The 22,140-nt window shown below is 68.7% G+C and carries 20 protein-coding genes; 14 read left to right on the top strand and 6 right to left on the bottom strand.

The window, feature by feature from the left end; translation table 11 throughout:
* Nucleotides 1-109 precede the first annotated feature (109 nt).
* From hpnC to AB5I40_RS10955, 9 genes are all read left to right on the top strand, one after another.
* A complete protein-coding gene (gene hpnC / locus AB5I40_RS10915) occupies nt 110-976 on the top strand; it encodes a squalene synthase HpnC (RefSeq protein ID WP_370938357.1) in 867 nt (288 codons plus the stop codon).
* Nucleotides 973-1,833: a presqualene diphosphate synthase HpnD gene (gene hpnD / locus AB5I40_RS10920; protein ID WP_370938358.1), complete on the top strand. Its 861-nt coding sequence runs from the start codon at nt 973-975 to the stop codon at nt 1,831-1,833. Before hpnC ends, hpnD begins: the two co-directional genes overlap by 4 nt.
* Nucleotides 1,830-3,167 carry a hydroxysqualene dehydroxylase HpnE gene (gene hpnE / locus AB5I40_RS10925; RefSeq protein WP_370938359.1) on the top strand — a complete coding sequence of 446 codons (1,338 nt, stop codon included), beginning with the start codon at nt 1,830-1,832 and terminating at the stop codon, nt 3,165-3,167. Before hpnD ends, hpnE begins: the two co-directional genes overlap by 4 nt.
* On the top strand, nt 3,164-4,195 hold the full coding sequence (locus AB5I40_RS10930; RefSeq protein WP_370938360.1) for a polyprenyl synthetase family protein: 1,032 nt from the start codon (nt 3,164-3,166) through the stop codon (nt 4,193-4,195). The genes hpnE and AB5I40_RS10930 overlap by 4 nt, the downstream gene beginning before the upstream one ends.
* Entirely contained in the window at nt 4,195-6,099 is a 1,905-nt protein-coding gene (shc, locus tag AB5I40_RS10935) for a squalene--hopene cyclase (RefSeq protein WP_370938361.1), read from the top strand. Before AB5I40_RS10930 ends, shc begins: the two co-directional genes overlap by 1 nt.
* Nucleotides 6,096-7,559, top strand: coding sequence for a 4-hydroxy-3-methylbut-2-enyl diphosphate reductase (gene ispH, locus AB5I40_RS10940; protein WP_370938362.1), 1,464 nt, complete (start codon nt 6,096-6,098; stop codon nt 7,557-7,559). Before shc ends, ispH begins: the two co-directional genes overlap by 4 nt.
* Before the next feature lie 3 nt (nt 7,560-7,562).
* Entirely contained in the window at nt 7,563-8,564 is a 1,002-nt protein-coding gene (gene hpnH / locus AB5I40_RS10945) for an adenosyl-hopene transferase HpnH (protein ID WP_370938363.1), read from the top strand.
* A gap of 257 nt (nt 8,565-8,821) precedes the next feature.
* Nucleotides 8,822-9,847, top strand: coding sequence for a phenylalanine--tRNA ligase subunit alpha (locus tag AB5I40_RS10950; RefSeq protein WP_370938364.1), 1,026 nt, complete (start codon nt 8,822-8,824; stop codon nt 9,845-9,847).
* Nucleotides 9,848-9,859: 12 nt separating this feature from the next.
* Nucleotides 9,860-11,644 carry a hypothetical protein gene (locus AB5I40_RS10955; protein ID WP_370938365.1) on the top strand — a complete coding sequence of 595 codons (1,785 nt, stop codon included), beginning with the start codon at nt 9,860-9,862 and terminating at the stop codon, nt 11,642-11,644.
* Nucleotides 11,645-11,647: 3 nt separating this feature from the next.
* Here the strand turns inward: AB5I40_RS10955 and AB5I40_RS10960 are convergent, their stop codons facing one another.
* Together AB5I40_RS10960 and AB5I40_RS10965 are read right to left on the bottom strand one after the other, a co-directional pair.
* Nucleotides 11,648-12,070, bottom strand: coding sequence for a PPOX class F420-dependent oxidoreductase (locus AB5I40_RS10960; protein WP_370938366.1), 423 nt, complete (start codon nt 12,068-12,070; stop codon nt 11,648-11,650).
* The gene (locus AB5I40_RS10965; protein ID WP_370938368.1) at nt 12,070-13,269 is read right to left on the bottom strand and encodes an MFS transporter; all 1,200 of its coding nucleotides are present in this window, start codon (nt 13,267-13,269) and stop codon (nt 12,070-12,072) included. Before AB5I40_RS10965 ends, AB5I40_RS10960 begins: the two co-directional genes overlap by 1 nt.
* Before the next feature lie 84 nt (nt 13,270-13,353).
* Between AB5I40_RS10965 and AB5I40_RS10970 the strand changes: the two genes are divergently transcribed.
* A complete protein-coding gene (locus tag AB5I40_RS10970; RefSeq protein ID WP_370938369.1) occupies nt 13,354-14,286 on the top strand; it encodes a LysR family transcriptional regulator in 933 nt (310 codons plus the stop codon).
* 258 nt (nt 14,287-14,544) lie between these two features.
* Here AB5I40_RS10970 and AB5I40_RS10975 read toward each other — a convergent pair whose 3' ends face one another.
* Nucleotides 14,545-14,970: an Ohr family peroxiredoxin gene (locus AB5I40_RS10975; protein WP_370938370.1), complete on the bottom strand. Its 426-nt coding sequence runs from the start codon at nt 14,968-14,970 to the stop codon at nt 14,545-14,547.
* A 285-nt stretch (nt 14,971-15,255) separates the two neighbouring features.
* Here AB5I40_RS10975 and AB5I40_RS10980 point away from each other — a divergent pair, with 285 nt between their 5' ends.
* The gene (locus tag AB5I40_RS10980; protein ID WP_370938371.1) at nt 15,256-15,825 is read left to right on the top strand and encodes an ABATE domain-containing protein; all 570 of its coding nucleotides are present in this window, start codon (nt 15,256-15,258) and stop codon (nt 15,823-15,825) included.
* Between the two features lie 4 nt (nt 15,826-15,829).
* Here AB5I40_RS10980 and AB5I40_RS10985 read toward each other — a convergent pair whose 3' ends face one another.
* Nucleotides 15,830-16,660: a helix-turn-helix transcriptional regulator gene (locus tag AB5I40_RS10985; RefSeq protein WP_370938372.1), complete on the bottom strand. Its 831-nt coding sequence runs from the start codon at nt 16,658-16,660 to the stop codon at nt 15,830-15,832.
* Nucleotides 16,661-16,778: 118 nt separating this feature from the next.
* Here AB5I40_RS10985 and AB5I40_RS10990 point away from each other — a divergent pair, with 118 nt between their 5' ends.
* The 3 genes from AB5I40_RS10990 (at nt 16,779) to AB5I40_RS11000 (ending at nt 20,278) form a co-directional block, all read left to right on the top strand.
* A complete protein-coding gene (locus tag AB5I40_RS10990; RefSeq protein WP_370938373.1) occupies nt 16,779-17,843 on the top strand; it encodes an aldo/keto reductase in 1,065 nt (354 codons plus the stop codon).
* A gap of 555 nt (nt 17,844-18,398) precedes the next feature.
* Complete coding sequence (locus tag AB5I40_RS10995; protein WP_116205932.1) at nt 18,399-18,917, top strand: lytic polysaccharide monooxygenase auxiliary activity family 9 protein; 519 nt, start codon at nt 18,399-18,401, stop codon at nt 18,915-18,917.
* A 188-nt stretch (nt 18,918-19,105) separates the two neighbouring features.
* Complete coding sequence (locus AB5I40_RS11000; RefSeq protein ID WP_370940492.1) at nt 19,106-20,278, top strand: glycoside hydrolase family 64 protein; 1,173 nt, start codon at nt 19,106-19,108, stop codon at nt 20,276-20,278.
* A gap of 41 nt (nt 20,279-20,319) precedes the next feature.
* Here AB5I40_RS11000 and AB5I40_RS11005 read toward each other — a convergent pair whose 3' ends face one another.
* Nucleotides 20,320-21,447 carry a mandelate racemase/muconate lactonizing enzyme family protein gene (locus tag AB5I40_RS11005; RefSeq protein WP_370938374.1) on the bottom strand — a complete coding sequence of 376 codons (1,128 nt, stop codon included), beginning with the start codon at nt 21,445-21,447 and terminating at the stop codon, nt 20,320-20,322.
* Nucleotides 21,444-22,079 (bottom strand): TetR/AcrR family transcriptional regulator, encoded by a 636-nt coding sequence (locus AB5I40_RS11010; protein WP_370938376.1) that lies wholly within the window; start codon nt 22,077-22,079, stop codon nt 21,444-21,446. Before AB5I40_RS11010 ends, AB5I40_RS11005 begins: the two co-directional genes overlap by 4 nt.
* Nucleotides 22,080-22,140: the final 61 nt, after the last annotated feature.

Raw genomic sequence — 22,140 nt, forward strand, 5'->3', positions numbered from 1 at the left:
GCCTCGGGACATCCTGTCCCCACTTTGGCCTCTCGTGCCAAGTCGAAGCCAGCGAAATTCGCTTTCCGGCGGCAGAAGCCGCCCGACCGGGGGCGCGACACTGACGGGGATGAGATCGACCCCGGCTGTCCGTAACACTCCGGACACAAACGGCCTGCGAGCGAAACGGCGCGCGGAAAACTTCCCGGTGGCCCTTCGGGTGCTGCCGGAAAAGCTGCGCGCCGACCTCGTCGCGGTCTATTCCGTCGCGCGCACTGTGGACGATCTGGGCGACGAGGCCGAGGGCGACCGGGTCGCACAGCTCAAGACTTTCTCGGCGGACCTGTCCGCGGCGTTCGGCAACGGGGAACCGGAAGATCCCGCTGTCCGTGGACTTCTCCCGGCGATCCGCGCCGGGCGGCTGGCCGAGGAACCGTTCCAGCGGCTGGTCCAGGCGAACATCCAGGACCAGGAGGTGCACCGGTATCCGGTGTACGCGGACTTGCTGGCGTACTGCCGGCTTTCCGCCGACCCGGTCGGGCGCATCGTCCTCGACCTGCTCGGAGTGGACGATCCGGCCGCCAGGACGCTGTCCGACCGGATCTGCACCGGGCTGCAGCTGGTGGAGCACTGGCAGGACGTCGGCGAGGACTACCGCAACGGGAGGGTCTATCTGCCGCAGGAGGACCTCGCGGAGTTCGGCGTGGCCGAGGAGGAATTGGGCGCCGCGCACGCGTCGCCGGAGATGAAAGCGCTGATGCGGTGGGAAACCGGCCGCGCCGCCGCCCTGCTGGGCGGCGGCGCGGATTTGCTGGGGCGCCTGTCCGGCTGGGGGCGGTTCGCGGTGAGCGGCTTCCTCGCCGGCGGGCTCGCGACGGTCGACGCGCTGCACGCGAGCGGCGGCGACGTGCTGTCCGCGCCGGTCCGGCCGAGCCGGGCCGGACTGCTGAGTTGGCTGGGGTGGCTGCAAGTCGGCACGAGGAGGCGGTCCCGATGACGACAGTGGACGAGGCCTACGCGCACTGCGCGGCGGTCACCAAGGAACAGGCGCGCAACTTCTACTACGGGATCCGGTTGCTGCCGCCGGACAAACGCGCGGCGCTGTGCGCGGTGTACGCGCTGGCCCGGATCATCGACGACATCGGCGACGACACCGCCGCGTCCGCCGAGGCGAAGCTGCAAGGCCTCGCCGGGGTGCGGAAATCGCTGGGCGACCTGTCCGCGACCGCCGATCCGGTGTACGTCGCGGTCGCCGACGCGGCGCGCCGGTACCCGATTCCGCTGGGCGCGTTCGAGGAATTGCTCGACGGCGTCGAGATGGACGTGACCGGGCGCGAGTACGTGCGGTTCGAGGAACTGGTCGAGTACTGCCGGTGCGTGGCGGGTTCGGTCGGGCGGCTGTGCCTCGGCGTGTTCGGCAGCCGTCCGGAGCCGAACGCGCCGGTGTACGCCGACGAGCTGGGGATTGCCTTGCAGCAGACCAATATCCTGCGCGACATCCGCGAGGACCTGCTCAACGGACGGGTGTATCTGCCCAAAGAGGACCTCGACCGGTTCGGCGTCGAGCTGTCCGTCGGGCCGGACGGGAAGCTGGCCGATCCCGAAGGCGGGCTCACCGCGCTGATCCACGACAGTGCCGCGCGGGCTCGCGACTGGTACTCCCGCGGTCTGCGTCTGGTGCCCTCTTTGGACGGTCGCAGCGCCGCGTGCTGCACCGCGATGTCCGGCATCTACCGGACCCTGCTGGACCGGATCGACGAACAGCCCGCGCGCGTGTTCGACCGGCGGCTTTCGTTGTCCGGCCGGGAAAAGGCGGTGGTGGCGTTCCGGGCGCTGACCGGGATCGGCCGATGACCGCCCCGGTCGCGGTGGTCGGCGGCGGGCTCGCGGGCATCGCCGCCGCGCTCGCCTGCGCCGACGCCGGAAGGCCGGTCACGCTGTTCGAAGCGCGGCCGTACCTGGGCGGGCTGACGCATTCGTTCGCTCGCGGCAAGCTGCGAGTCGACAATGGACAGCACGTGTTCCTCCGCTGCTGCACGGCTTATCGCGCGCTGCTCGACCGGCTCGGCGTCGCCGATCGGGTGACTTTGCAGCCGCGGCTGGAAATCCCGATCCGCCTGCCGGGTTCGACCGAGCCGACCTGGCTGCGCCGCGACGACCTGCCCGCGCCCCTGCACCTGGCCACCTCGTTGCTGCGCTACGACCCGCTGCGCCCGCTCGACCGGGCCCGGTTCGCGCTCGCCGCGCTCGCGTTGCGCCGGGTCGACCCGAAGGCGGATCGCACGGATCGCCAGTCTTTCGGGGAATGGCTGCGACGGCACGGGCAGAGCGCGGCGGCGATCGAAGCGTTGTGGGATTTGGTCGGCGTGGCAACGCTGAACGCGACCGCCGACGACGCGTCGCTCAGTCTCGCCGCGACAGTGTTCCAGGAGGGCCTGCTCACCGATCCGGCCGCCGCCGACATCGGCTGGTCGCTGGTGCCGTTGCGGGAATTGCACGGTGATCCGGCGCGCGAACGGCTGATCGAGGCCGGGGCGGACGTCCGGGTCGGCACGAAGGTGCGCGCGATCAGCGAAGGCTGGCAGGTCAGCACCGATCGCGGCGAGGAAACGTTCAGCCAGGTCGTCCTGGCCACTCCCCCGCCGGTGACCGAACAGCTCGCGCCCGCCGGGGCGATCGGGTTGCCGCCCGGCTGGTCCGGCGGGCTCGGCAGCTCGCCGATCGTGAACGTGCACGTGGTGCTCGACCGGAAGGTCCTCGACGAACCGTTCGTCGCTGGCGTGCGCACGCCGGTGCAGTGGGTGTTCGACCGAACGCGACAGTCCGGTTTGGACTCCGGGCAGTACCTCGCGATGTCGCTGTCCGCCGCGGACGCGCAAATCGACCTGCCCACCGCGAAACTGCGCGAGCAATTGCTGCCCGAACTGCTGACGCTGCTGCCCGAAGCGCGCGGCGCGCAGGTGCTCGACTTTTTCGTCACCCGCGAGCGGCACGCGACGTTCCGGCCCGGCCCCGGCACCGCCTCGTTGCGCCCGCCCGCGCGCACCGCCCTGCCTGGGCTGTACCTGGCGGGTGCGTGGACCGCGACCGGATGGCCCGCGACGATGGAGGGAGCCGCGCGCAGTGGTGCAGCTGCGGCCGCCGCCCTTCTTCAGCACAACGGCAAGAGGGAGGGAGTCGGAGCATGACGACCGAGGTATTTTCCACCGAGAGGACGACAACAGCGGTGCCGCCGGTGCTCGGCAGCGCCCGCGACGTCGTGCAGCCCGCGTTGCGCGCCGCCGTCGACCGGCTGGACGACACCAGCCGCGCGATCAGCGCCTACCACCTCGGCTGGACCGATCCGAACGGCGTGCCGGTGCAAGGCAACGGGGGCAAGGCCGTGCGTTCGGCGCTCGCCGTGGTGTCCGCGCAGGCTGCGGGCGCGCCGGTGGAAGTCGGCGTGCCCGGCGCGGTCGCGGTGGAGCTGGTGCACAACTTCTCGCTCGTCCACGACGACCTGATGGACGGCGACACCGAGCGCCGCCACCGGCCGACGGTGTGGGCGCTGTGGGGCGCGGCGAGCGCGATCCTGACCGGGGACGCGATGCTCGCGCTCGCCCAGGAAGTGGTGCTGGACAGCGGTTCCCCGCATGCGGTGCCCGCCGGTCGATTGCTCACCGAAACCACGCGACGGCTTATCCACGGCCAGTTCCTGGACGTCGCGTTCGAGCAGCGCGACGACGTCGCGCTCGCCGAATGCGTGACGATGGCCGCTGGGAAAACCGGCGCGCTGCTGTCCGCCAGCGCCGCGATCGGGGCAGTCCTCGCCGGTGCGCCCGCCGAGGTGGTCGACGCGTTGTCCGTCTTCGGCGAGGAGATCGGATTGGCGTTCCAGCTCGTCGACGACGTGCTCGGGATCTGGGGCGACCCGGCGGTTACCGGGAAATCGGTGTACTCCGACCTGCGGGCGCGCAAGAAGTCGCTGCCGATCACCTACGCGACCACGCATGGCGGCGCGGAGGGCCGCCGGTTGGCGGAGTGGCTGGCCGGGGACGACGACACCGACCTCGCACGCATCGCCGCGCTGGTGGACGACGCGGGCGGCCGCGAATGGGCCACCGCCGAGGCGGCCCGGCACGTCGCCACCGCCGAGCAAGCACTGGCCGCCATCCCGTCCGGCCCGCGCGCCGACCTCGTCTCGATCGCCCGTTTCATCGCCGGAAGGGAAGCGTGATGACCCAGACCGTCCCCCGGACGTCCGCACCCGCCGCCCGCACCGCTGCCGACACGGTCGCTTCAGCGGTCGGGTTCCTCCGTCGCGAGCAGGACCGCGCCGGATGGTGGAAGGGCGAACTCGCCACCAACGTCACGATGGACGCCGAAGACCTGCTGCTCCGGCATTTTCTCGGCATTCTCACTCCGCAGATCGCCGAGGAGTCCGCCCGCTGGATTCGCTCGCAGCAGCGCGCTGACGGCACCTGGGCGAACTTCCCGGACGGCCCGGCGGACCTGTCCACCACCGTTGAGGCGTGGGTCGCGCTGCGGCTGGCCGGCGACCCGGCGGACGCGCCCTGGCTGGCGACGGCCGCGGAGTACATCCGCGAGCACGGCGGGATCGAGGCCACGCGGGTGTTCACCCGGATCTGGCTCGCGATGGTCGGCCAGTGGTCCTGGGACGAGCTGCCGAGCCTGCCGCCGGAGCTGATCTTCCTGCCGTCGTGGTTCCCGCTCAACGTCTACGACTTCGCCTGCTGGGCCCGGCAGACGGTCGTGCCGCTGACCATCGTCGGCACGCTTCGCCCGGTGCGGAAGCTGCCGTTCGATGTTTCCGAACTGCGCACCGGCAAGCGTCCGCCGAAGACGCGCGCGCCGTGGACGTGGGACGGGGTCTTCCAGAACCTCGACACCGCGCTGCACGCGTACGCGAAACTGCCGCTCAACCCGGTGCGGAAGCTCGCTCTCAAACAAGCCGCGGAGTGGATCCTGGCGCGGCAGGAGGCGGACGGTTCGTGGGGCGGGATCCAGCCGCCGTGGGTGTACTCGATCCTCGCGCTGCACCTGCTCGGCTACCCGCTCGACCATCCCGCGCTCAAGGCCGGGATCGCCGGGCTGGACGGGTTCACCATCCGCGAGAAGACCGATCAGGGCTGGGTACGGCGGCTCGAAGCGTGCCAGTCGCCGGTGTGGGACACCGCTTTGGCGATGACCGCGTTGCTCGACGCGGGTGTCTCCCCCGGTGACGAGTCCCTGGTCCGCGCGGCCGATTGGGTGCTGGGCGAGGAAATCCGGGTGTCCGGCGACTGGGCGGTACGGCGGCCTTCCTTGCAGCCGGGCGGGTTCGCGTTCGAGTTCGCCAACGACGGCTATCCGGACACCGACGACACCGCCGAGGTGGTGCTCGCGCTGCGTCGGATGGGCAAGCCGGATCACCTGCGGATCCGCGAGGCGGTCGACCGGAGTGTGGCTTGGCTGGAGGGAATGCAGTCGAGCGACGGCGGGTGGGGCGCGTTCGACGCGGACAACACGCAGGTGCTGACCACTCGGCTGCCGTTCTGCGACTTCGGCGCGGTGATTGATCCACCATCGGCCGATGTGACCGCGCATGTGGTGGAAATGCTGGCGGCGGAAGGGAAATCTGACACGCGCGAATGCCGTCGCGGGGTGCGGTGGCTGCTGGACAATCAAGAGGACGACGGTTCGTGGTTCGGCCGCTGGGGCGCGAATTACGTGTACGGCACGGGTGCGGTGGTGCCCGCGTTGGTGGCCGCCGGAATTCCCGGGACTTCCCCGCGGATCCGGCGTGCGGTGAAATGGCTGGCGGAGCACCAGAACGCCGACGGCGGGTGGGGCGAAGATCTGCGGTCGTACGACGACCGGGCGTGGGCCGGTCGCGGTGATTCGACGCCGTCGCAGACCGCGTGGGCGTTGCTGGCGCTGCTCGCCGCTGGGGAACGGGAGTCCGAAGTGGTCGCTCGGGGCGTCGAGTGGCTGTGCGAGCGGCAGCGTCCGGACGGCGGCTGGGACGAGGACAAGCACACCGGAACCGGGTTCCCGGGCGACTTCTACCTGTCGTATCACCTGTACCGCGTGGTGTTCCCATTGTCCGCCCTCGGCCGGTACGTCCGGGGCGGGTCATGACGCCGGTCGTCTGCACTCCGCTGCGGATCGAGCAGGCCGCGTTGCGCGGTCTGCGTACGGTCCATATCGGACTCGGGCCTCGCCGGGCCGCCGCCGCTGCGGCCCGGCTCCCGTCCGGGCCGCGGATCGTGGCGGGGGTCGGCGGCGGCCTCACCCCGGAGGTACGGCCGGGGGACGTTGTGGTCGCCACCGAGGTGCGCGGCCCTTCCGGCGTGGTGCCGGTGCCGTCCGCGCCGTTGCTGGCGGGTGCGTTGCGGCGGCTTGGGCTCACTGTCCATCTCGGACCGGTGGTTGGCAGTTCTCGTGTGGTGCGCGAGCAGGAACGGGCTTCGCTAGCGGCTAGCGGTGCGCTGGCCGTCGATATGGAGTCCGCGTGGCTTGCTGCCAGCGGTGAACCTTTCGCAGTGGTTCGGGCCATTGTGGATACTGTCGGTGCGCCGCTGGTTCATCCTTCGACCGTCTCGAATGGACTCGCTGGGTTGCGGAGTTTGCGTCGGGCTGCTCCCGCGCTCACCGCGTGGGCCGAGGCGGTGGGTCCGCGAACGGTTCTGCTGGCTAGCCCCCGATCCTTCTGCGCTGGGGTGGAGCGAGCGATCGAGATTGTCGAGCGGGCACTGGAGAAGCACGGCGCGCCGGTGTATGTACGCCGCCAGATCGTGCACAACACCCATGTCGTGCATCAGTTGCAGGGACGCGGCGCGGTGTTCGTGGACGAGGTGGAGGAAGTTCCGGAAGGCTCGACGCTCGTGTTCGCCGCGCACGGAGTTTCCCCGGCGGTTCGGCGCGCCGCAGTCGATCGCGGACTGTCCGTTGTGGACGCGACGTGTCCGCTGGTCACCAAGGTGCACAATGAAGTCCGCCGTTACACCGGGCGCGGCGAGACGGTGTTCCTTATTGGACACGCCGAGCACGAGGAAGTGGAAGGCACCGTCGGAGAAGCGCCGGACAACGTCGTAGTCGTCGGCGATGTCGCGGCCGCGCGGACGGTCACCGCACGCGACCCGTCACGGACCGCCTACACCATGCAGACCACCCTCGCGCTCGACGAGGCCGAGGAGATCGCGTCCGTGCTGCGCGAACGGTTCCCTGGGCTTTCCGCGCCGCGCAAGGACGACATCTGCTACGCCACCACCAACCGGCAGCAGGCCCTGCGGGCGATCGCACACGAAGTAGACCTGGTGCTGGTCGTCGGTTCCGGGAATTCGTCCAACTCGCGTCGCCTGGTGGAGGTGTCCGAACGCGAGGGAACCCCGGCGGTGCTCGTGGACGGATGCGCCGACATCGACCTGCGCCAACTCGCTGGCGCCGGGCGGATCGGACTCACCGCGGGGGCGTCCGCACCGCCGCATCTCGTGACCGAAACGGTCGAAGCCCTGCGCGGATTGGGACCGGTCAGCGTCGCGGAAAACACGCTGACGGAGGAAGAAATGACGTTCACCCTACCTCGGGAGGTGCTCTGAGCGATGGCCATGCCGTTGCGCCAGTCTCTTCGGCTGGGCGGTTATCTGATGAAGCAGAAGCTGCTGCGCAAGGAGAAATTCCCGCTCCTGGTCGAGCTGGAACCGCTCTTCGCGTGCAATCTCAAATGCGGCGGCTGCGGCAAAATCGCGCAGCCGCACACCCTGCTGAAACAGCGGATGCCGGTGGAGCAGGCGGTCGGGGCGATCGAGGAAAGCGGCGCGCCGATGGTGTCGATCGCGGGCGGCGAACCGCTGATGCACCCGCAGATCGACGAGATCACCCGGCAGCTGCTCGACCGCAACAAGATCATTTTCCTGTGCACCAACGCGCTGCTGCTGCCCAAGCACATCCACAAGTTCAAGCCGCACCGCAATTTCGCGTGGATGGTGCACATCGACGGTCTCGAGGAACGGCACGACGCGTCGGTGCGCAAGGAGGGCGGATTCCAGGCGGCGGTCGACGCGATCAAGCTCGCCAAGGAAAAGGGCTTCCGGGTGATGACGAACACGACGTTCTTCACCGGGGACACCCCGCAGGACGTCATCGACGTGCTCGACTATCTCAACGACCTCGGCGTCGACAACATGCAGATCTCGCCGGGGTACGCGTACGAAAAGGCGCCGGACCAGGACCACTGGCTCGGCGTGCAGCAGACCCGGGAACTGTTCGCCAAGGCCTTCGGCGGCGGCAACCGGAAACGCTGGCGGCTCAACCATTCGCCGGTGTTCCTCGATTTCCTCGAGGGCAAACGCGACCTCGAATGCACGCCGTGGGGCATCCCGTCGTATTCCCTGCTCGGCTGGCAGCGCCCGTGCTACCTGCTGGACGACGGCTACGCGAAGACGTACCGGGAGCTCATCGAGACCACCGAATGGGAGAACTTCGGCCGCGGCAAGGACCCGCGCTGCGCCAACTGCATGGCGCATTGCGGCTACGAACCCACCGCGGTGATCGCGACGCTCGGCTCGCTCAAGGAATCCGTCCGGGCCGCCGTCGGACACTGACCCACGGTACGCGAGGGGAACCCTCACGGACTCTGATTCCCTCAGGGTTCCCCTCACGTACCGCGCAAAGGAGTTTGCGCGATGCGAGCAGGGCGTGCAAGGATGGCTTCATGCGTACGCAGCGATTTCTTCGCCCCCGGGGAGTGCCCGGGGGCTGCGCGTGCGCGCCGGGTTCCGCCCGCTGACGTCCGCGTCTCCCCTCGCTGCCCGGGGGTGAAGTCCAGAACTTCACGCTCCGAAGTGAGGAAACCCTTCCCGTGGACACCCTTGACCCAGCCTCGACGCTGCGCCGGATCACCGAACTGACCGAGGCCGCATTAACCGATCTCGCGGCAGCCAGCACTCCGGCCGCGGTCGCCGCCGTGCGCCGTTCCGTGCTCGGCACATCCAGCCCGCTCGCCGCCGTACGCCGCGAACTCGGCCGCTACGACCCGGCCTCCCGAAAACAGCTCGGCCTCGCCATTTCCGAGGCACACCACCGCATTATCGCTGCGCTCGATGAGCGGCGGACCGCCGAACCCGCGTTGGAACATCCGCTCGACCCCACCATCCCCGGCCTCCCGCCGCCGACCGCCGGACTGCATCCGGTCACGCAACTGAGGTACGACCTCGACGACGCCTTCCGCGCACTCAACTTCGAGATCGTCGACGGCCCGGAAATCAGTTCCGCGGAAGTGGAATTCGACCGGCTGAACTTCCCGCCCGACCACCCGGCCCGCGAAAGCATGGACACCTACTGGCTGACCGACGGCCGTTGCCTGCGCCCGCACCTCACCGGCACCAGCGTCCGGCACCTGAGCACGCACAAGCCGCCGATCCGGATCGCTTACCCAGGCCGGGTCTACCGCAACGAAAGCACCGACGCGCGGCACGAGCGAGCATTCTTCCAGTACGAGGTGCTGGTGGTGGACGAGGCCGTCCCGCTCGCGACCGCCCGGTTCCTCGTCGACACCCTTCTCGGCACGGTCTTCGGCGAACCGGTGCGAACCCGGATGCGAGCCGGGTATTTCCCTTTCGTAGAGCCGGGTTTCGAGATCGACATGGCCTGCCGCGTGTGCACCGGACGCGGCTGCCGCACCTGCGGACGGACCGGCTGGCTCGAACTCATGCCCGGCGGCAGCCCGCATCCGCACGTCCTGCGCGCCGCCGGACTCGACCCGGCGCGATGGTCCGGCTGCTACCTGAACGTCGGCCTGGACCGGCTGGCGATGATGCGGCACGGCATCGACGACGTCCGGCTGATGCACAGCGCCGACCTCCGCTTCCTCTCCCAATTCTCGTGAAAGGCCCCTGTCGTGAAGATCTCCCGGGACTGGCTCGCTGACTACGTGCCGCTGCCCGACTGTTCGCCGGACCAGCTCGCCCACAATTTGACCTTGAAGACCGTCGAGGTCGAGGGGTACGACCTCGTCGACGGCGACGTCGTCTTCGAGATCGACAACAAATCGCTCACCAACCGCCCCGACCTGTGGGGACACTACGGAATCGCGCGGGAACTATCCGTCCTCTATGGACTCCCGCTGACGCCGCTCCCCCGTGCCACCCGGCCGCCGAGCACCACTGGACTCGTCAGCTCGCTCGATCCCGCCTGGTACCGAAGGATTCTGGCTGTCCAGTGCACAGTAGACAGTTCCGTGCCGACTCCGCCGTTGATCCGCGACCGGCTCCGGCGAATCGGCGCATCGAGCCAAAATCTGTGCGTCGACCTGAGTGCTTACGTGATGTACTCCGTCGGACAGCCTAGTGAAGTCCGCGCTTCCGGCGACTCGATCGTGCTGGAGATCCCGACGCTGGTCCCGAGCCGAGCCCGCCGCAGTGCCCGTACCGAGGCTTCGGTGCGGCAAGAGAAAGGCCTGGACACACAGCGCGTCGACCAGGCCGCCGACCTGTTCCTCCATCTCCTGGCCGAAACCGACCCGTCAGCCGTTGCGCTCGGACAGGAAGACGTCGTCCTCGCCGCCACCCGATGCGCCGAAATCGAGGCAAGCCTGGCCGAGATAGAACGCCGGATCGGCCTCCGGATGGCCCCGGACGAAATCCTCCGCATCCTCCGCGGCCTCGGCTGCGCCGCCGAGATCACCGGGGACCAACTGCAGGTCGTCGCCCCGTCGTGGCGCTCCACCGGCGACCTCGCGCTGCCCGTCGACATCGTCGAGGAGCTGGCCCGAATCCACGGCTACGACACACTGCCCGCTCGACGACCAGTCGTGGAGCTAACCCCGCGCCCTCGGCCCCCCTTGAGCCGCCAAGTGAGGGAGGTCCTGGCCGCGCGCGGCGGTGCGACGGAAGTGCTGACCTATCCATGGTCCGCCGACCACCTGCTCACCGCGTGCGGCCGCACCGCCGAGCTGACGATCGACCATCCCCCAGCCCCGGACCGCGCCCGGCTGCGCCCGTCGCTGATCCCGAACCTCCTCGAAGCCGCGGCAGCCAACCTGCGCTATCGCGACGAGTTCAGCATCTTCGAGGTCGGCACCGTCTTCCCCGCGACCGAGCGCACCTCCGCCGGAATCCTGCTTGCCGGACCGGACGGAGTCGACTTGTTCCGCCGAGCCAAGGGTCTAGTCGAGCTGATCCGCAGACACTGCCATCTCACCTCGCTGGACCTGTCCGGCACCCCCAACCTGACCTGGGCAGACCCCTCAGCACGACTGGCAATCCACCCGGGCGGCGCACTGGCGCTGGTCCGGCCTTCGGTGCTCCGGGCGGCGGGGATCGACCGGGGCGCGGTCGCGTGCGTCGAACTGGACCTCGACGCCCTGCGCACGCACCCGTCGCGAGAGAACCGCTACACCCCGGTCGGCGATCTGCCGGAGTCGGACTTCGACCTGTCCGTCCTCGCCGCCGACACCGTGCCGTGGTCGCTGGTCGCCGACACCGCGACCCAGGCCCACGCCTTGGTGCAGCGGGTGGCCTACGTCGGCGAGTACCGGGGTTCCCGGATTCCGGCGGACCACCGGTCGCTCACCTTGCGAGTCACCCTCCGCCCGCGGTCCGCGACGTTGACCGCGGGTGAAATCGCCAGCGCCCGCTCCACAGTGCTGGCGGCACTCGAGCGGGCGGGGGCGCGGTTGCGGTGAGGCTCAGCCGAGACCAGATCGGGCGATGACGTTCGCGATCCTGATCCGGACCGCGGTGAATCCACTGTGGACGAACGAATCGGCAAGGTCCGCTGCGGACTGATCGGGGTAGTACCGTTCAGCGATCCCCGCCGCGACGCGCTTGATCTGGTCCGGCTCGGCGGAGATCTGCGCGTGTCCTTCGATGGCAACGAAACTGTAGGGCTGCCGCTCGTCGCTGACACAGACCGAGACGCGCCCGTCCCGCGCGAGGCTTTTGCCTTTGACGCTCCCCGGCGACAAGGCGAAGGCGAATTCGTCGCCGTCGAGGACGAAGCAGATCGGGGTGACGTGGGGCCGCCCGTCGGCGCGGGTGAGGGCGAGGTGGGCGAGCCTGGTTCCCTCAGCGAGGAAGCTGCGCCATTCGGTGTCGGTCATGGTTGTCATCAGAGTGTTCCCTTCTCGGTTGACTGACGTGCACGAAGACGTCCAGCAACAGCCTGCTGGGCAAGGAAAAGCAGGATTCCGACAGCGAAAGACACTGCACCCAGCCACACCCGGCCGGATTGCTCCAGCAATGCCGTGCCGATCATCGGGCCGAGGACCGCGCCGAGACTCCACGCGCTCGACGCGACGCCCAGGTACCCGCTGCGCAGATCAGGCGGCGCGAGGGCGGCGAACGTCGCGCCGAACTGGACCGCCAACCCGATCTGCCCCAAGCTGAGAATGAGGACCGCAATGGCATATCCAGCAATGCTCTGTGCGATGGCAGCCAGACCGCCGCCGAGCCCTACGAGCAACATCGAGGCGGCGAGCACCGTCCCACGATCGCGGTTCGCCAGCACCGCGACGGCCACCGGTTGAAGGACCACGATGGCGAACCCGTTGAGTGCGAGCACGGCGCCATAGGTGGCGGAACTGAACTGCCGCGCAGTCATGAGCAACGGCAAAGTGGCGAACGCCTGCATCAGCAAGGTGAAGCAGCCGACGTGGATCAGCGTCATGGTGATCATCAGACGATCGGCAAGCAACGCTGGCAGCAAAGCGCGCCTCCGGCGAGTCGCAGCGGAACGCGTCTCCGGCACCGCGACCACCACGATCAACGCCGCGGCCAGCATCGCGACGGCGTTCAACCAGAACAGCAGACCGTATCCGCGACTCGCCAGCACCCCGGAAACCGTTGCGGCAACGGCGTATCCGAGATTCGCCGCCCAATAGAGAAGGCTGTACGCGCGCACCCGCTGTTCCGGCGGAAGGTCCGCCACCGCGGCCGATCCCGCCGGACGAAAGAGCCCGGCGGCGAGGCCGTAGCCGACAGCCGTAGCCCAGATGACCGGCGTCGCTCCGGCGGATCCCAAGGCGGCCAACGCGATCGCCGTCCCGAGAAACCCGAGGAGCATCGTCTTCCGCCGCCCGATCCGGTCGCCGAGCCAGCCTCCGAGCAGCTGCGACCCGAAGTCGCCGATACCCACCGCCGCGACCACGGCACCCGCCGCCGTCGGGCTCATCCGGTGTTCCTGCGTCAGGTACAGCACCAGCATCGGCTGCACGAACGAGCCGCCTCGCGCGACGAGATGGCACGCACCGAGCGCCCACGCGAGGGACGGCAACCGAGTTCTGTCGGCGGTGATCGCTGTGACTGTCATGGCAACGACGCTAAGAGCGCCAAGAGATTAATAAAAGCGATTGTTTACGATCATATCCATCGTGGTTTGCGATACATTGAGACCATGGCCGACCTGGACCTGCGCCAGCTGACGACGATGCTCGCGATCGCCGAAGAGGGAACGTTCTCGGCGGCGGCGAACCGGCTGGGCTACACGCAGTCGAGCGTGAGCCAGCACATCGCGGCCCTGGAACGCGCCGTCGGCGGCGCGGTCTTCGACCGCCCGGGCGGTCCGCGACCGGTGCGGATCACTCCCCTGGGCGCCGTGGTCCTCGAACACGGCCGGGAAGTGCTGGCGAAAGCCGATGCGCTGAATCAGGCGGTCGATCGGTTCAAAGCCGGTGAAGGCCGGATCGACGTCGGCACGCTGCAAAGCGTCTCCCACGCGATCCTGCCGACCGTGCTGCGCCTGCTCCGGGAAGAGCGCCCCCGTTGCGAAATCCGGCTCTCGGAACCGGACGAGCCCCGACTCGGCGAACTCGACCTGCTGTTCTACGACGGGCTCCTCAGCGAGGACACCGACCACGTCCTGCTGATGGAAGACCCGTACCTGGTGGTCGCGCCGCCCGGGGCCTTGCCGTCCGGCCCGGTGTCCGCACGAAAGCTGGACGGCAAGGCGATGGTGGCCTGGCCCGCGACCTGCGACCAGCCCAGATTGGAACAATCCCTGGCCGACGCCGGCGCACGGCCGCGCATCGTGTTCCGGTCCGCGGGCAGCGAGACGATGGTGTCGATGGTGCGCGCCGGGATGGGCCTCGCCGTCCTGCCGTGGCTGGCTATCCACCAGGTCGTCTGCCGCGACTGCGGCGCGATCCACGGGCCGGAGGGGTGGCCGGACCTGCAGGTGCACGAACTCGATCCCGCCCCGGCGCGCGCGATCTACCTGCACTGGCCGCCCGGCCGGGACGACCAGTCTCCGCTTGCGGCGCGGGCGGTCGAGGTCGCGGTGGAGGTGGCCCGCGAGCTGGCTCAACAGGCCCCGGCGCCCCGGACCTGACCGGCCTCGAGAGCACCGTCAACCTGCGCCGCGCGCCCCGGGCCTGACCTGCCTCGCGCGCACCGCCGAATCGCTCGCGAACCTGCGCCGCGTGCCCTCGACAGCAGTCGCCGCCGAAACCACGCGCGAGCCAACCCAGACCGGCCCCGCTCCACCGGATCGAGGGCACTGCCAGCACCCGCCGAGCGACCGCGGGAATCGCGCGCCCGGAATCACCAGGTCGAGGGCGCACTCCGCGCCCCCGGCCATTCGACCTGTTCAGGCCACCGTCGCGTCCACCGTGACCTCGATGCTCCCGCCGAGCGCCTTCGAATACGGGCACGTCTGGTGCGCAGCCGTGGCCAGCGCGTCGGCGGTCTCCTGATCCACCCCCGTCAGCTCGAGATGCAAAGCAGCGCTGAGCCAGAAGTTCGCCTCGTCGTGATGCAGCGTCACATCCGCGACCACCGCCAGGTCGACCAGCTTCACCTTCCGCTGCGCGGCGGCGATCCGGACCGCGCCCATGAAACACGACGACCAACCGGCCGCGAGCAGCTGCTCCGGGTTCGTCGCACCCCCGTTGCCGCCCAGCTCCTTCGGGATGGCGAATTTCAGGTCGAGCGCACCGTCGGACGAAACCGCACGTCCCCCGTTGCGGCCTTCGCCGGTGGTGGTGACGACGGCGGTGTAAGTGGTTTCAGACATGGCTTTCCTTTCCAAGGGTTTTCAGAAGCCGCTGAGGACGGTGCCGGTAAGCGCCGCCAGCGCGCCGAGAATTTCGCGGAACGCCTGGGTGATCGGGTCCATCGGACGTGGCCTTTCGGTAGGCGACCGGGGCGCTGTCCTCCGGTCTCGGCGACGGGAGAACTTTCGCACGACTATTCGTCACCGGTCAAGATGGTTACGCATATCTGTGACCCGCTACTCATAACCAGCTAGACCGGTTAGAGTTCCTTGCATCCCGATTCGTCACCTGTCAGACTGGTGCGCATGGAGCACGCCTTCCCCTGCGGGAACCCGGCACTGGACTTCGTCGGCACGCTGCGGGCCCGCCGCAACGACGAGCCGGCCGAGATGCTGGGCTCGCCGCGCAGCCTGGACGCCTGGTTCCGCGAGTCGGGGGTCACCGGCACCGACCCGGCGAGCACGGCCGCCGACCTGGCCGGGGCGATCGCCGTCCGGGAGGCGATCTACGCGCTGGTCGCGGCCCGGCTCGTCGGCCGCGAGTACGACCCGGAGGCGTTGACGCTGGTCAACGAGGCGGCCGCGCAGCCGGACGCGGTCCCGCAGCTGAGCCGGAACGGGCGGCAGGTCCGTGCGACGGCGGCGCAGGCGTTGTCGACCGTGGCCCGGGCCGCGGTCACGATCCTGGGCGGACCGGACGCGGATCTGCTGAAGGAATGCGGACGGCCGGAGTGCACGCAGGTTTACCTGGACCATTCACGCGGGTCACGGCGGGAATGGTGCGCGATGGCAACCTGCGGAAACAAGATGAAGGCGGCCGCTTATCGAGCCCGGCAGCGGGGAAATCCCCCGCTGACTCCGTCGCGGCAATCCTGAAAGTTCAGCTGGCGAACAGTCGGCTCAGTGCCGAACGGCTGTCCTCGTCCGCCGCACGGTAGATCAGCACGCGCTGGTCCGGATTCTCCAGCGGGGCAAGCACTTCGAACCGCACCGTCAGCTCTCCGGCCTCGGGATGCCGCAGCACCTTGAGCCCCCGCCCGTTGATCGCGACGTCTCGTTCCGCCCACCACCGCGCGAATTCCTCGTCCCGGGCAAGGAACTCCGCGATCAGCTCGCTCAACTCCGCGTCGTCCGGATGCGTCGCCCAGGCTGCCCGCAGGTGCGCGATGCCTTGCCGTACCACGGTTTCCCGGTCGATGTAGAACGTTTGCAGTTCCGGATGACGCAGGCACAGCCACATCGCGTTGCGCTGAGCTGACGGCAGCGTCTCGAAATCCACCAGCAACCGCGTCATTTCGCGGTTCCACGCGAGAATGTCGTAGCGATGGTTCAGCAGCATGGCCGGCAGCGGGGAAAGATCGGCGATCAACTGCGCCAGCGGTTCCGCCGCGACGGCCGCGGGTTTGTCCGCTGAACGAGGCTGCTGCTGGGCCAACCCGTAGAGGTAAGCACGCTCGCCAGGACTCAGCCGCAACGCTCCGGCCAGCGCCTCGACCACCTCCGACGACGGACGCAGCCCGCGCGCCTGCTCCAGCCGCACGATGTAGTCGATGCTCACGCCGGCCAGTTCGGCGACCTCCTCGCGGCGCAAGCCGGGCGTCCGCCGGGCCTGGCGGCGCGCGGGAAGCCCGAACTCGTCCGGGTCGAGGCGTTCGCGGCGGGTCCGCAGGAACGCGGCCAGCTCTTGGGTTCGGTCCACAGCGCGAGTCATCGCCGCCGACTCTACCCGAGGGTAGGACTCGCTTTCCCAGGCAAATCCCTCCCTTACTCCGGGCGCGCGCCGAGAACAGGCTGGTCAGCGGCACTGGAGCACAAGTACAGGAGGACCCATGCCGCTCACTCTCGACACCTACCGGCTGCTGGGCCGGTCCGGGCTGCGGGTCTCGCCGCTGGCGCTCGGCACGGCGACTTTCGGCACCGAATGGGGCTGGGGCGTGGCCGAGGAGGGCGCGCGCCGGCTGTTCGACCAGTACGTCGAACGCGGCGGCAACTTCATCGACACCGCGCCGACCTACACCGACGGCACCGCCGAGCGCATGCTCGGCAAGTTCACCCGCGGCAACCGCGAAAACCTTGTCCTGGCGACGAAGTACACCACCCTGCGCCGCCCCGGCGACCCGAATTCGGGCGGACCGCACCGCAAAAACCTGTTCGCGTCCGTGGACGCCAGCCTGCGGCAGCTGAACACGGACTACCTCGACCTGCTCTACCTGCACGTCTGGGATTTCACGACGCCGGTCGAGGAAATCCTGCGCGGCATGGACGACCTCGTCCGCCAAGGCAAAATCCTTTACGTCGCGATGTCCACCGCGCCCGCGTGGCAGATCTCGCGCATGCAGGCCATCGCCGACCTGCGCGGATGGGCGCCGCTCGTCGCACTGCAGGTCGAGTACAGCCTCGTCGAGCGCACCGGCGAGCGCGACCTGCTCCCGATGGCCCGCGAGATGGGTCTCGGCGTAGTGCCGTTCTCCCCGTTGGGAGGCGGCGTCCTGACCGGCAAGTACACCCGTGCCGACTTGACCGCCGCCGATCCGGCCCCGGGCGAGAGCGCGCGCAAGAGCTTCAATCTCGCCGTCGGCGCGGTCACCGAACGCAATCTGGAGATCGCCGACGTCCTGGCCGGCGTCGCCGAGGAGATCGGCTGCACCCCCGCACAGGCCGGGCTCGCCTGGACGCTGCGGAACCCCGCGGTGACCGCGCCGATCATCGGGGCCCGCACCCCTGAGCAGCTGGAAGACAACCTGGCCGCACTGACCGTCGAGTTCGCCGGGCCGCAGCTGGAACGGCTCGCCGAAGCCAGCGCGATCCGGCTCGGCATCCCGCACGACCAGCTCGCCAGCGACCACCTCCGCACGGCGACCCGGGGCGACCTGACGATCGAAGACCGGCACTGACCAGCGGCAGCCCCTGTCGCTTGCGCACGGCGGCAGGGGCTGACCTTTTGCCGGCTGCGCGAAATGCCGCGGCCGTGAATACGAAACCACCCCCAGTCCGAGCGAACGCCTAACCACCCAGTTCAGCATTTCCGCCCGAATCCGTTCAACCCTCCGGAAGTCGGTGATTCCGAAGACCGGGCAGAATCGCTGCACCGGACCACCCTGATCCGCGGTCTTCCGTGCGCCCGCGCAGTTTCCCACTGTCCACTATAGACAGTGGGAAACACGCTGGGTGGCCGGGATCCGCGCTCGCGCCACCCGTCCGGCGCAATCTCCGGAAATCCGTTCGGCAAGCACCACAAGAGACAGTGGTCTTGCTTGACAACGTTGACGGATAACAGCCGCTCCGCCTTTCTTTGCCAGCTGTTGACCTTTCCCGCGCTCCGGGCGTATGGTCTAGACCAAGAAGCCCACCCCTTCGCTCGAACCTCCCGCGGGCCGGCTCCCGGAAAGCCGGTGCGTCGCTTTGTCGTACCCGCACAAGGAAACGAGCATTCCCCGAAGGAGCTGTCCATGAAAGCGAACCGGAAACTCGTCGCCGCCGCGGTCGGCACGGCGATCGCCCCGGTGCTCGTGCTGATCAGCCCGGCAGGCATCGCCAGTGCGCACGGGTACGTCAACGCGCCGGCCAGCCGGCAGGCCCAGTGCGCGCAGGGAGTCGTTTCCTGCGGCCAGATCAAGTACGAACCGCAGAGCGTCGAAGGACCCAAAGGCCTGCACAGCTGCAGCGGCGGCAACGCGCAGTTCGCCGAACTGAACGACAACAACAAGGGCTGGAAGGCGTCGCCGGTCGGTTCCTCGGTGGCCTTCACCTGGAAGTTCACCGCCCGGCACCGCACGTCCAACTACGAATACTGGATCGGCAACGACAAGATCGCCACGGTGGACGGCGGCGGCCAGCAGCCCCCGGCGACCGTCACCCACAACGTGAACCTCAAGGGGCACACCGGAAGGCAGACGGTGCTCGCCGTCTGGAACATCGCGGACACCGCGAACGCCTTCTACGCCTGCATCGATCTGCAGGTCAGCTGACCCGGACGGTCCACAACAGACACTGAGGCGCGGGCCGTGGCGGCGGCCCGTGCCTCAGTGCGCGTCCGCGGCTTTTTCCGGGAATGACAAAACCGGCCAGTTTCCCCCGCATTCGTTGACCCCGTCTCCCGGCCGTGGCTAGCGTGCCGGTCACCGGAAAAGGGCACGACTCCAGGAGGCGGTTTTCCTTGATTTCCCGGCGGGCATTCCTCGGCGCATCCGCGGCAGCCGCGACATTTCCCCTTTGGAATGCCGCGTTCGCCTCCGCGACCACCCCCGACACCGCGAAGGTCGCGTTCGACGACCGATCCGGTGCCAGCCAGGCGTACGCGTACATCACCGGCACGACGCTGGACAACCGGCTCGTCATCCTGAAAGCCGACGGCACGCCTTATTATCCGCCGTCCCCGGGCAGCGACCACACGCCGCTCGGCGAGGACTGCGCGATCCCGCTGAAGTCGCTTTCCCAGGTCACCGTCCCGAAAATGTACGCGGCCCGGATCTATGTCGCCCTCGAGAGCAAACTGGACTTTTTCGTCAACCAGGGCCCGGCGCTCGTGCATCCGAGCTTCCTCGCCGCCGACGATCCGAATTACGGCCGGAACTGGTCGTTCTGCGAATTCACCTTCAACAACGACGTGCTGTTCGCCAACATCAGCTATGTCGACTTCGTCGCGATCCCGATCGGACTGCACCTCACCACGACCGGCTCCGGCGACCAGACCGTGCCCGGGCTGCCGGCCCGCTCGCTCGACCCGATCTGCGACGCGCTCAACGCCCAGGGCGGCAAATGGGGCACGCTCATCGAGACCGGCGGCGACGGCAAACCGCTGCGCGCGCTGTCCGCGCATTACCGCGCCGACCAATTCGGCGGCTACCTCGACGGATACATCGACGAGGTATGGAAGAAGTACGCCAGCGAGACGCTCACCGTCGACACCCAGGTGCCCGGCCTCGGCGCGTTCACCGGCCAGGTCGGCTCCGACGGCGTGCTCGCCTTCAACAACGGCGAACGATTCGGCAAACCCGCCACGCCGGACGTCTGGAGCTGCGACAGCGGCCCGTTCGCCATCAAACAAGGCGACAGCGACGCCCGAAAAGCGATCATCCCCCGGCTGGCCGCGGCGTTGAACCGCACTACCCTGCGCGACAACCCGAAACAGCCGACCGGCGAGGATCCCGCGAAGTTCTACCAGAACGCGGAAACCAACCACTACGCACGGATCGTGCACAGCAAACTCCCGGACAACCGAGGCTATGCCTTCCCGTACGACGACGTCTCCCCCGGCCCCGATTTCAGCGGCGCAGTCCAGGCGGGCGACCCGGACACGCTCACTATCACGGTAAACGCCTTACGCTGAGCCAAAGACGGTGCCGCGGTCCTTTGTGTACCGCGGCACCGTCATCCGGTGAGATCGCCTTCCCGCTCGTTCTTCGCCGCGTAAAAGGCCAGCTTCTCCTCGTCGACTTCCACCCCGAGCCCAGGCCCGGTCGGCACCTGCAGCCGGCCGCCGGAAAGCCGCAGCGGTGCGACGATGTCGTCAGCGTGCAGGTAATACATGCTGTCGATCGCCCGCGACAGCACCGGCGTGCTGGCCACCACCGCCAGATGCGCGGCGGTGGCGATGCCGAGTTCGCCGCCGCTGTGCAGATTCATCCCGAGCCCGAACGTCTCGCAATGCGCGGCGAGAGCCTTCGTCGCCGCGATGCCGCCCCATTTGTAGACGTCACCGTGGATCACGTCGACCGCCCCGAGCCGCACCGCCGGAGCGAACTCCTCGAACCGGACCACGCACATGTTGGTGCACAACGGAATCCGCACCTTCGCGCGCACCTGGCTCATCCCCTCGATCCCCGCGCACGGGTCCTCGAGGTACTCCAGATCCAGCTCCTCCAACGCGATCCCGGCGCGAATCGAATCCGGCACCGACCACGCGGCATTGGGATCGACCCGCAGCTCGACATCCGGCAGCGCGCTCCGCAGCGCCCGCATGATCCGGACATCGCCGCGAACGTCCCGGGTGCCTTTCAGTTTCACCGCCGAGAATCCGCCCTCGGCCACCACCCTCGCCGCGTGTTCGGCCAATCCCTGCGCGAGTTCCGCACCTTCCGCATCGGGTGCGTCCGCGCGCGTGATCAACGCAGTGATCGGCACCTCGGTCCGCACCGCCCCGCCGAGCAGATCCGTCACGGACTGCCCGGTGACCCGTCCGATCAAATCCCAGCACGCGACATCCAACCCGGCCAGCGCCGCATAACCCAGATATCCGTGGAAAAACGGCACCATGTGCTGTCGGCGATGGAACGCTTCGAGCGCGAACGGGCTCGTCCCGATCATTTCCGCGCCCAGTTTCCGAGTCAGCTCCGCGACCGGACGCCCCCACATCGTCTCGCCCCAGCCCTCGGCGCCGGTGTCCGTGCGCAGCCGTACCACCGTGCGGGTTTCGCCGGTCTTGGTCTCGAACGAACTGGTGAACGGATTCGTCAACGGCAGATTCACCACCCACACGTCAACGTCGGTGATCTTCATGCCCGCGACCCCAGCGCCGCCGACACGACCCGTCGAATCGGTTCCAGCTCAACGTTTTCCACCGCGGCCTCGGCGCTGGGCATTTCCTCGATCGCGGGCTCGGCCTTCAACAACACCCGAAACACCCGCGGCAACACCGTCCGCCCGACCAGATCCTCCGCGAGCACCGCCGCCTCCGGAGGGTCCATTTTGTACTGCGCGGCAAGATAGCCGGCAAGCCGCGAGTACATCACCGCGAACATCGCCTCGTAATACGCCTTCGCACTGTCCGGCAACCGCTCGGCGGCCGAGATGCAGAGCCGGCACGTCCGCGCCTGCGGCTCCCAGGTCAGCAACTGCTGGAACCGGCCGCAGAACAGCGCGACCGCCTCCGCCGGGTCGTCCGCGTAGACGTCCGGCGTCATGAGCTTGCCGAGGTAGAGCTCGCGGACGAGGTCGAGCACCGCGAGGAACAGCTTGTCCTTGCTCTCGAAGTGCGCGTACAGCGACCGCTTGGACGTCCCCGCGCTGGCCGCGACCGCGTCCATCGACGCGCGCTCGAACCCGGTCTCGAGGAACACGTTCTTCGCTGCCAGCAGGATGTGCCTGCGCAACTCCGCACCCCGCAGCTGCGAACCGCCTTCACGCGCCATCTTGCCTCCGCCAAAAGTAAACGGTACGGTGGAGTTTACTTCCTGCTCCACCTCTTCGACA

Source organism: Amycolatopsis sp. cg13 (assembly GCF_041346965.1).
GTDB lineage: Bacteria > Actinomycetota > Actinomycetes > Mycobacteriales > Pseudonocardiaceae > Amycolatopsis.

Bases quoted from the DNA above. Each gene is read 5' to 3' on its own strand.
- hpnC (WP_370938357.1), top strand. From the start codon at position 110: ATGAGATCGACCCCGGCTGTCCGTAACACTCCGGACACAAACGGCCTG.
- hpnD (WP_370938358.1), top strand. From the start codon at position 973: ATGACGACAGTGGACGAGGCCTACGCGCACTGCGCGGCGGTCACCAAG.
- hpnE (WP_370938359.1), top strand. From the start codon at position 1,830: ATGACCGCCCCGGTCGCGGTGGTCGGCGGCGGGCTCGCGGGCATCGCC.
- AB5I40_RS10930 (WP_370938360.1), top strand. From the start codon at position 3,164: ATGACGACCGAGGTATTTTCCACCGAGAGGACGACAACAGCGGTGCCG.
- shc (WP_370938361.1), top strand. From the start codon at position 4,195: ATGACCCAGACCGTCCCCCGGACGTCCGCACCCGCCGCCCGCACCGCT.
- ispH (WP_370938362.1), top strand. From the start codon at position 6,096: ATGACGCCGGTCGTCTGCACTCCGCTGCGGATCGAGCAGGCCGCGTTG.
- hpnH (WP_370938363.1), top strand. From the start codon at position 7,563: ATGGCCATGCCGTTGCGCCAGTCTCTTCGGCTGGGCGGTTATCTGATG.
- AB5I40_RS10960 (WP_370938366.1), bottom strand. From the start codon at position 12,070: ATGACAACCATGACCGACACCGAATGGCGCAGCTTCCTCGCTGAGGGA.
- AB5I40_RS10965 (WP_370938368.1), bottom strand. From the start codon at position 13,269: ATGACAGTCACAGCGATCACCGCCGACAGAACTCGGTTGCCGTCCCTC.
- AB5I40_RS10970 (WP_370938369.1), top strand. From the start codon at position 13,354: ATGGCCGACCTGGACCTGCGCCAGCTGACGACGATGCTCGCGATCGCC.
- AB5I40_RS10975 (WP_370938370.1), bottom strand. From the start codon at position 14,970: ATGTCTGAAACCACTTACACCGCCGTCGTCACCACCACCGGCGAAGGC.
- AB5I40_RS10980 (WP_370938371.1), top strand. From the start codon at position 15,256: ATGGAGCACGCCTTCCCCTGCGGGAACCCGGCACTGGACTTCGTCGGC.
- AB5I40_RS10985 (WP_370938372.1), bottom strand. From the start codon at position 16,660: ATGACTCGCGCTGTGGACCGAACCCAAGAGCTGGCCGCGTTCCTGCGG.
- AB5I40_RS10990 (WP_370938373.1), top strand. From the start codon at position 16,779: ATGCCGCTCACTCTCGACACCTACCGGCTGCTGGGCCGGTCCGGGCTG.
- AB5I40_RS10995 (WP_116205932.1), top strand. From the start codon at position 18,399: ATGAAAGCGAACCGGAAACTCGTCGCCGCCGCGGTCGGCACGGCGATC.
- AB5I40_RS11005 (WP_370938374.1), bottom strand. From the start codon at position 21,447: ATGAAGATCACCGACGTTGACGTGTGGGTGGTGAATCTGCCGTTGACG.
- AB5I40_RS11010 (WP_370938376.1), bottom strand. From the start codon at position 22,079: ATGGCGCGTGAAGGCGGTTCGCAGCTGCGGGGTGCGGAGTTGCGCAGG.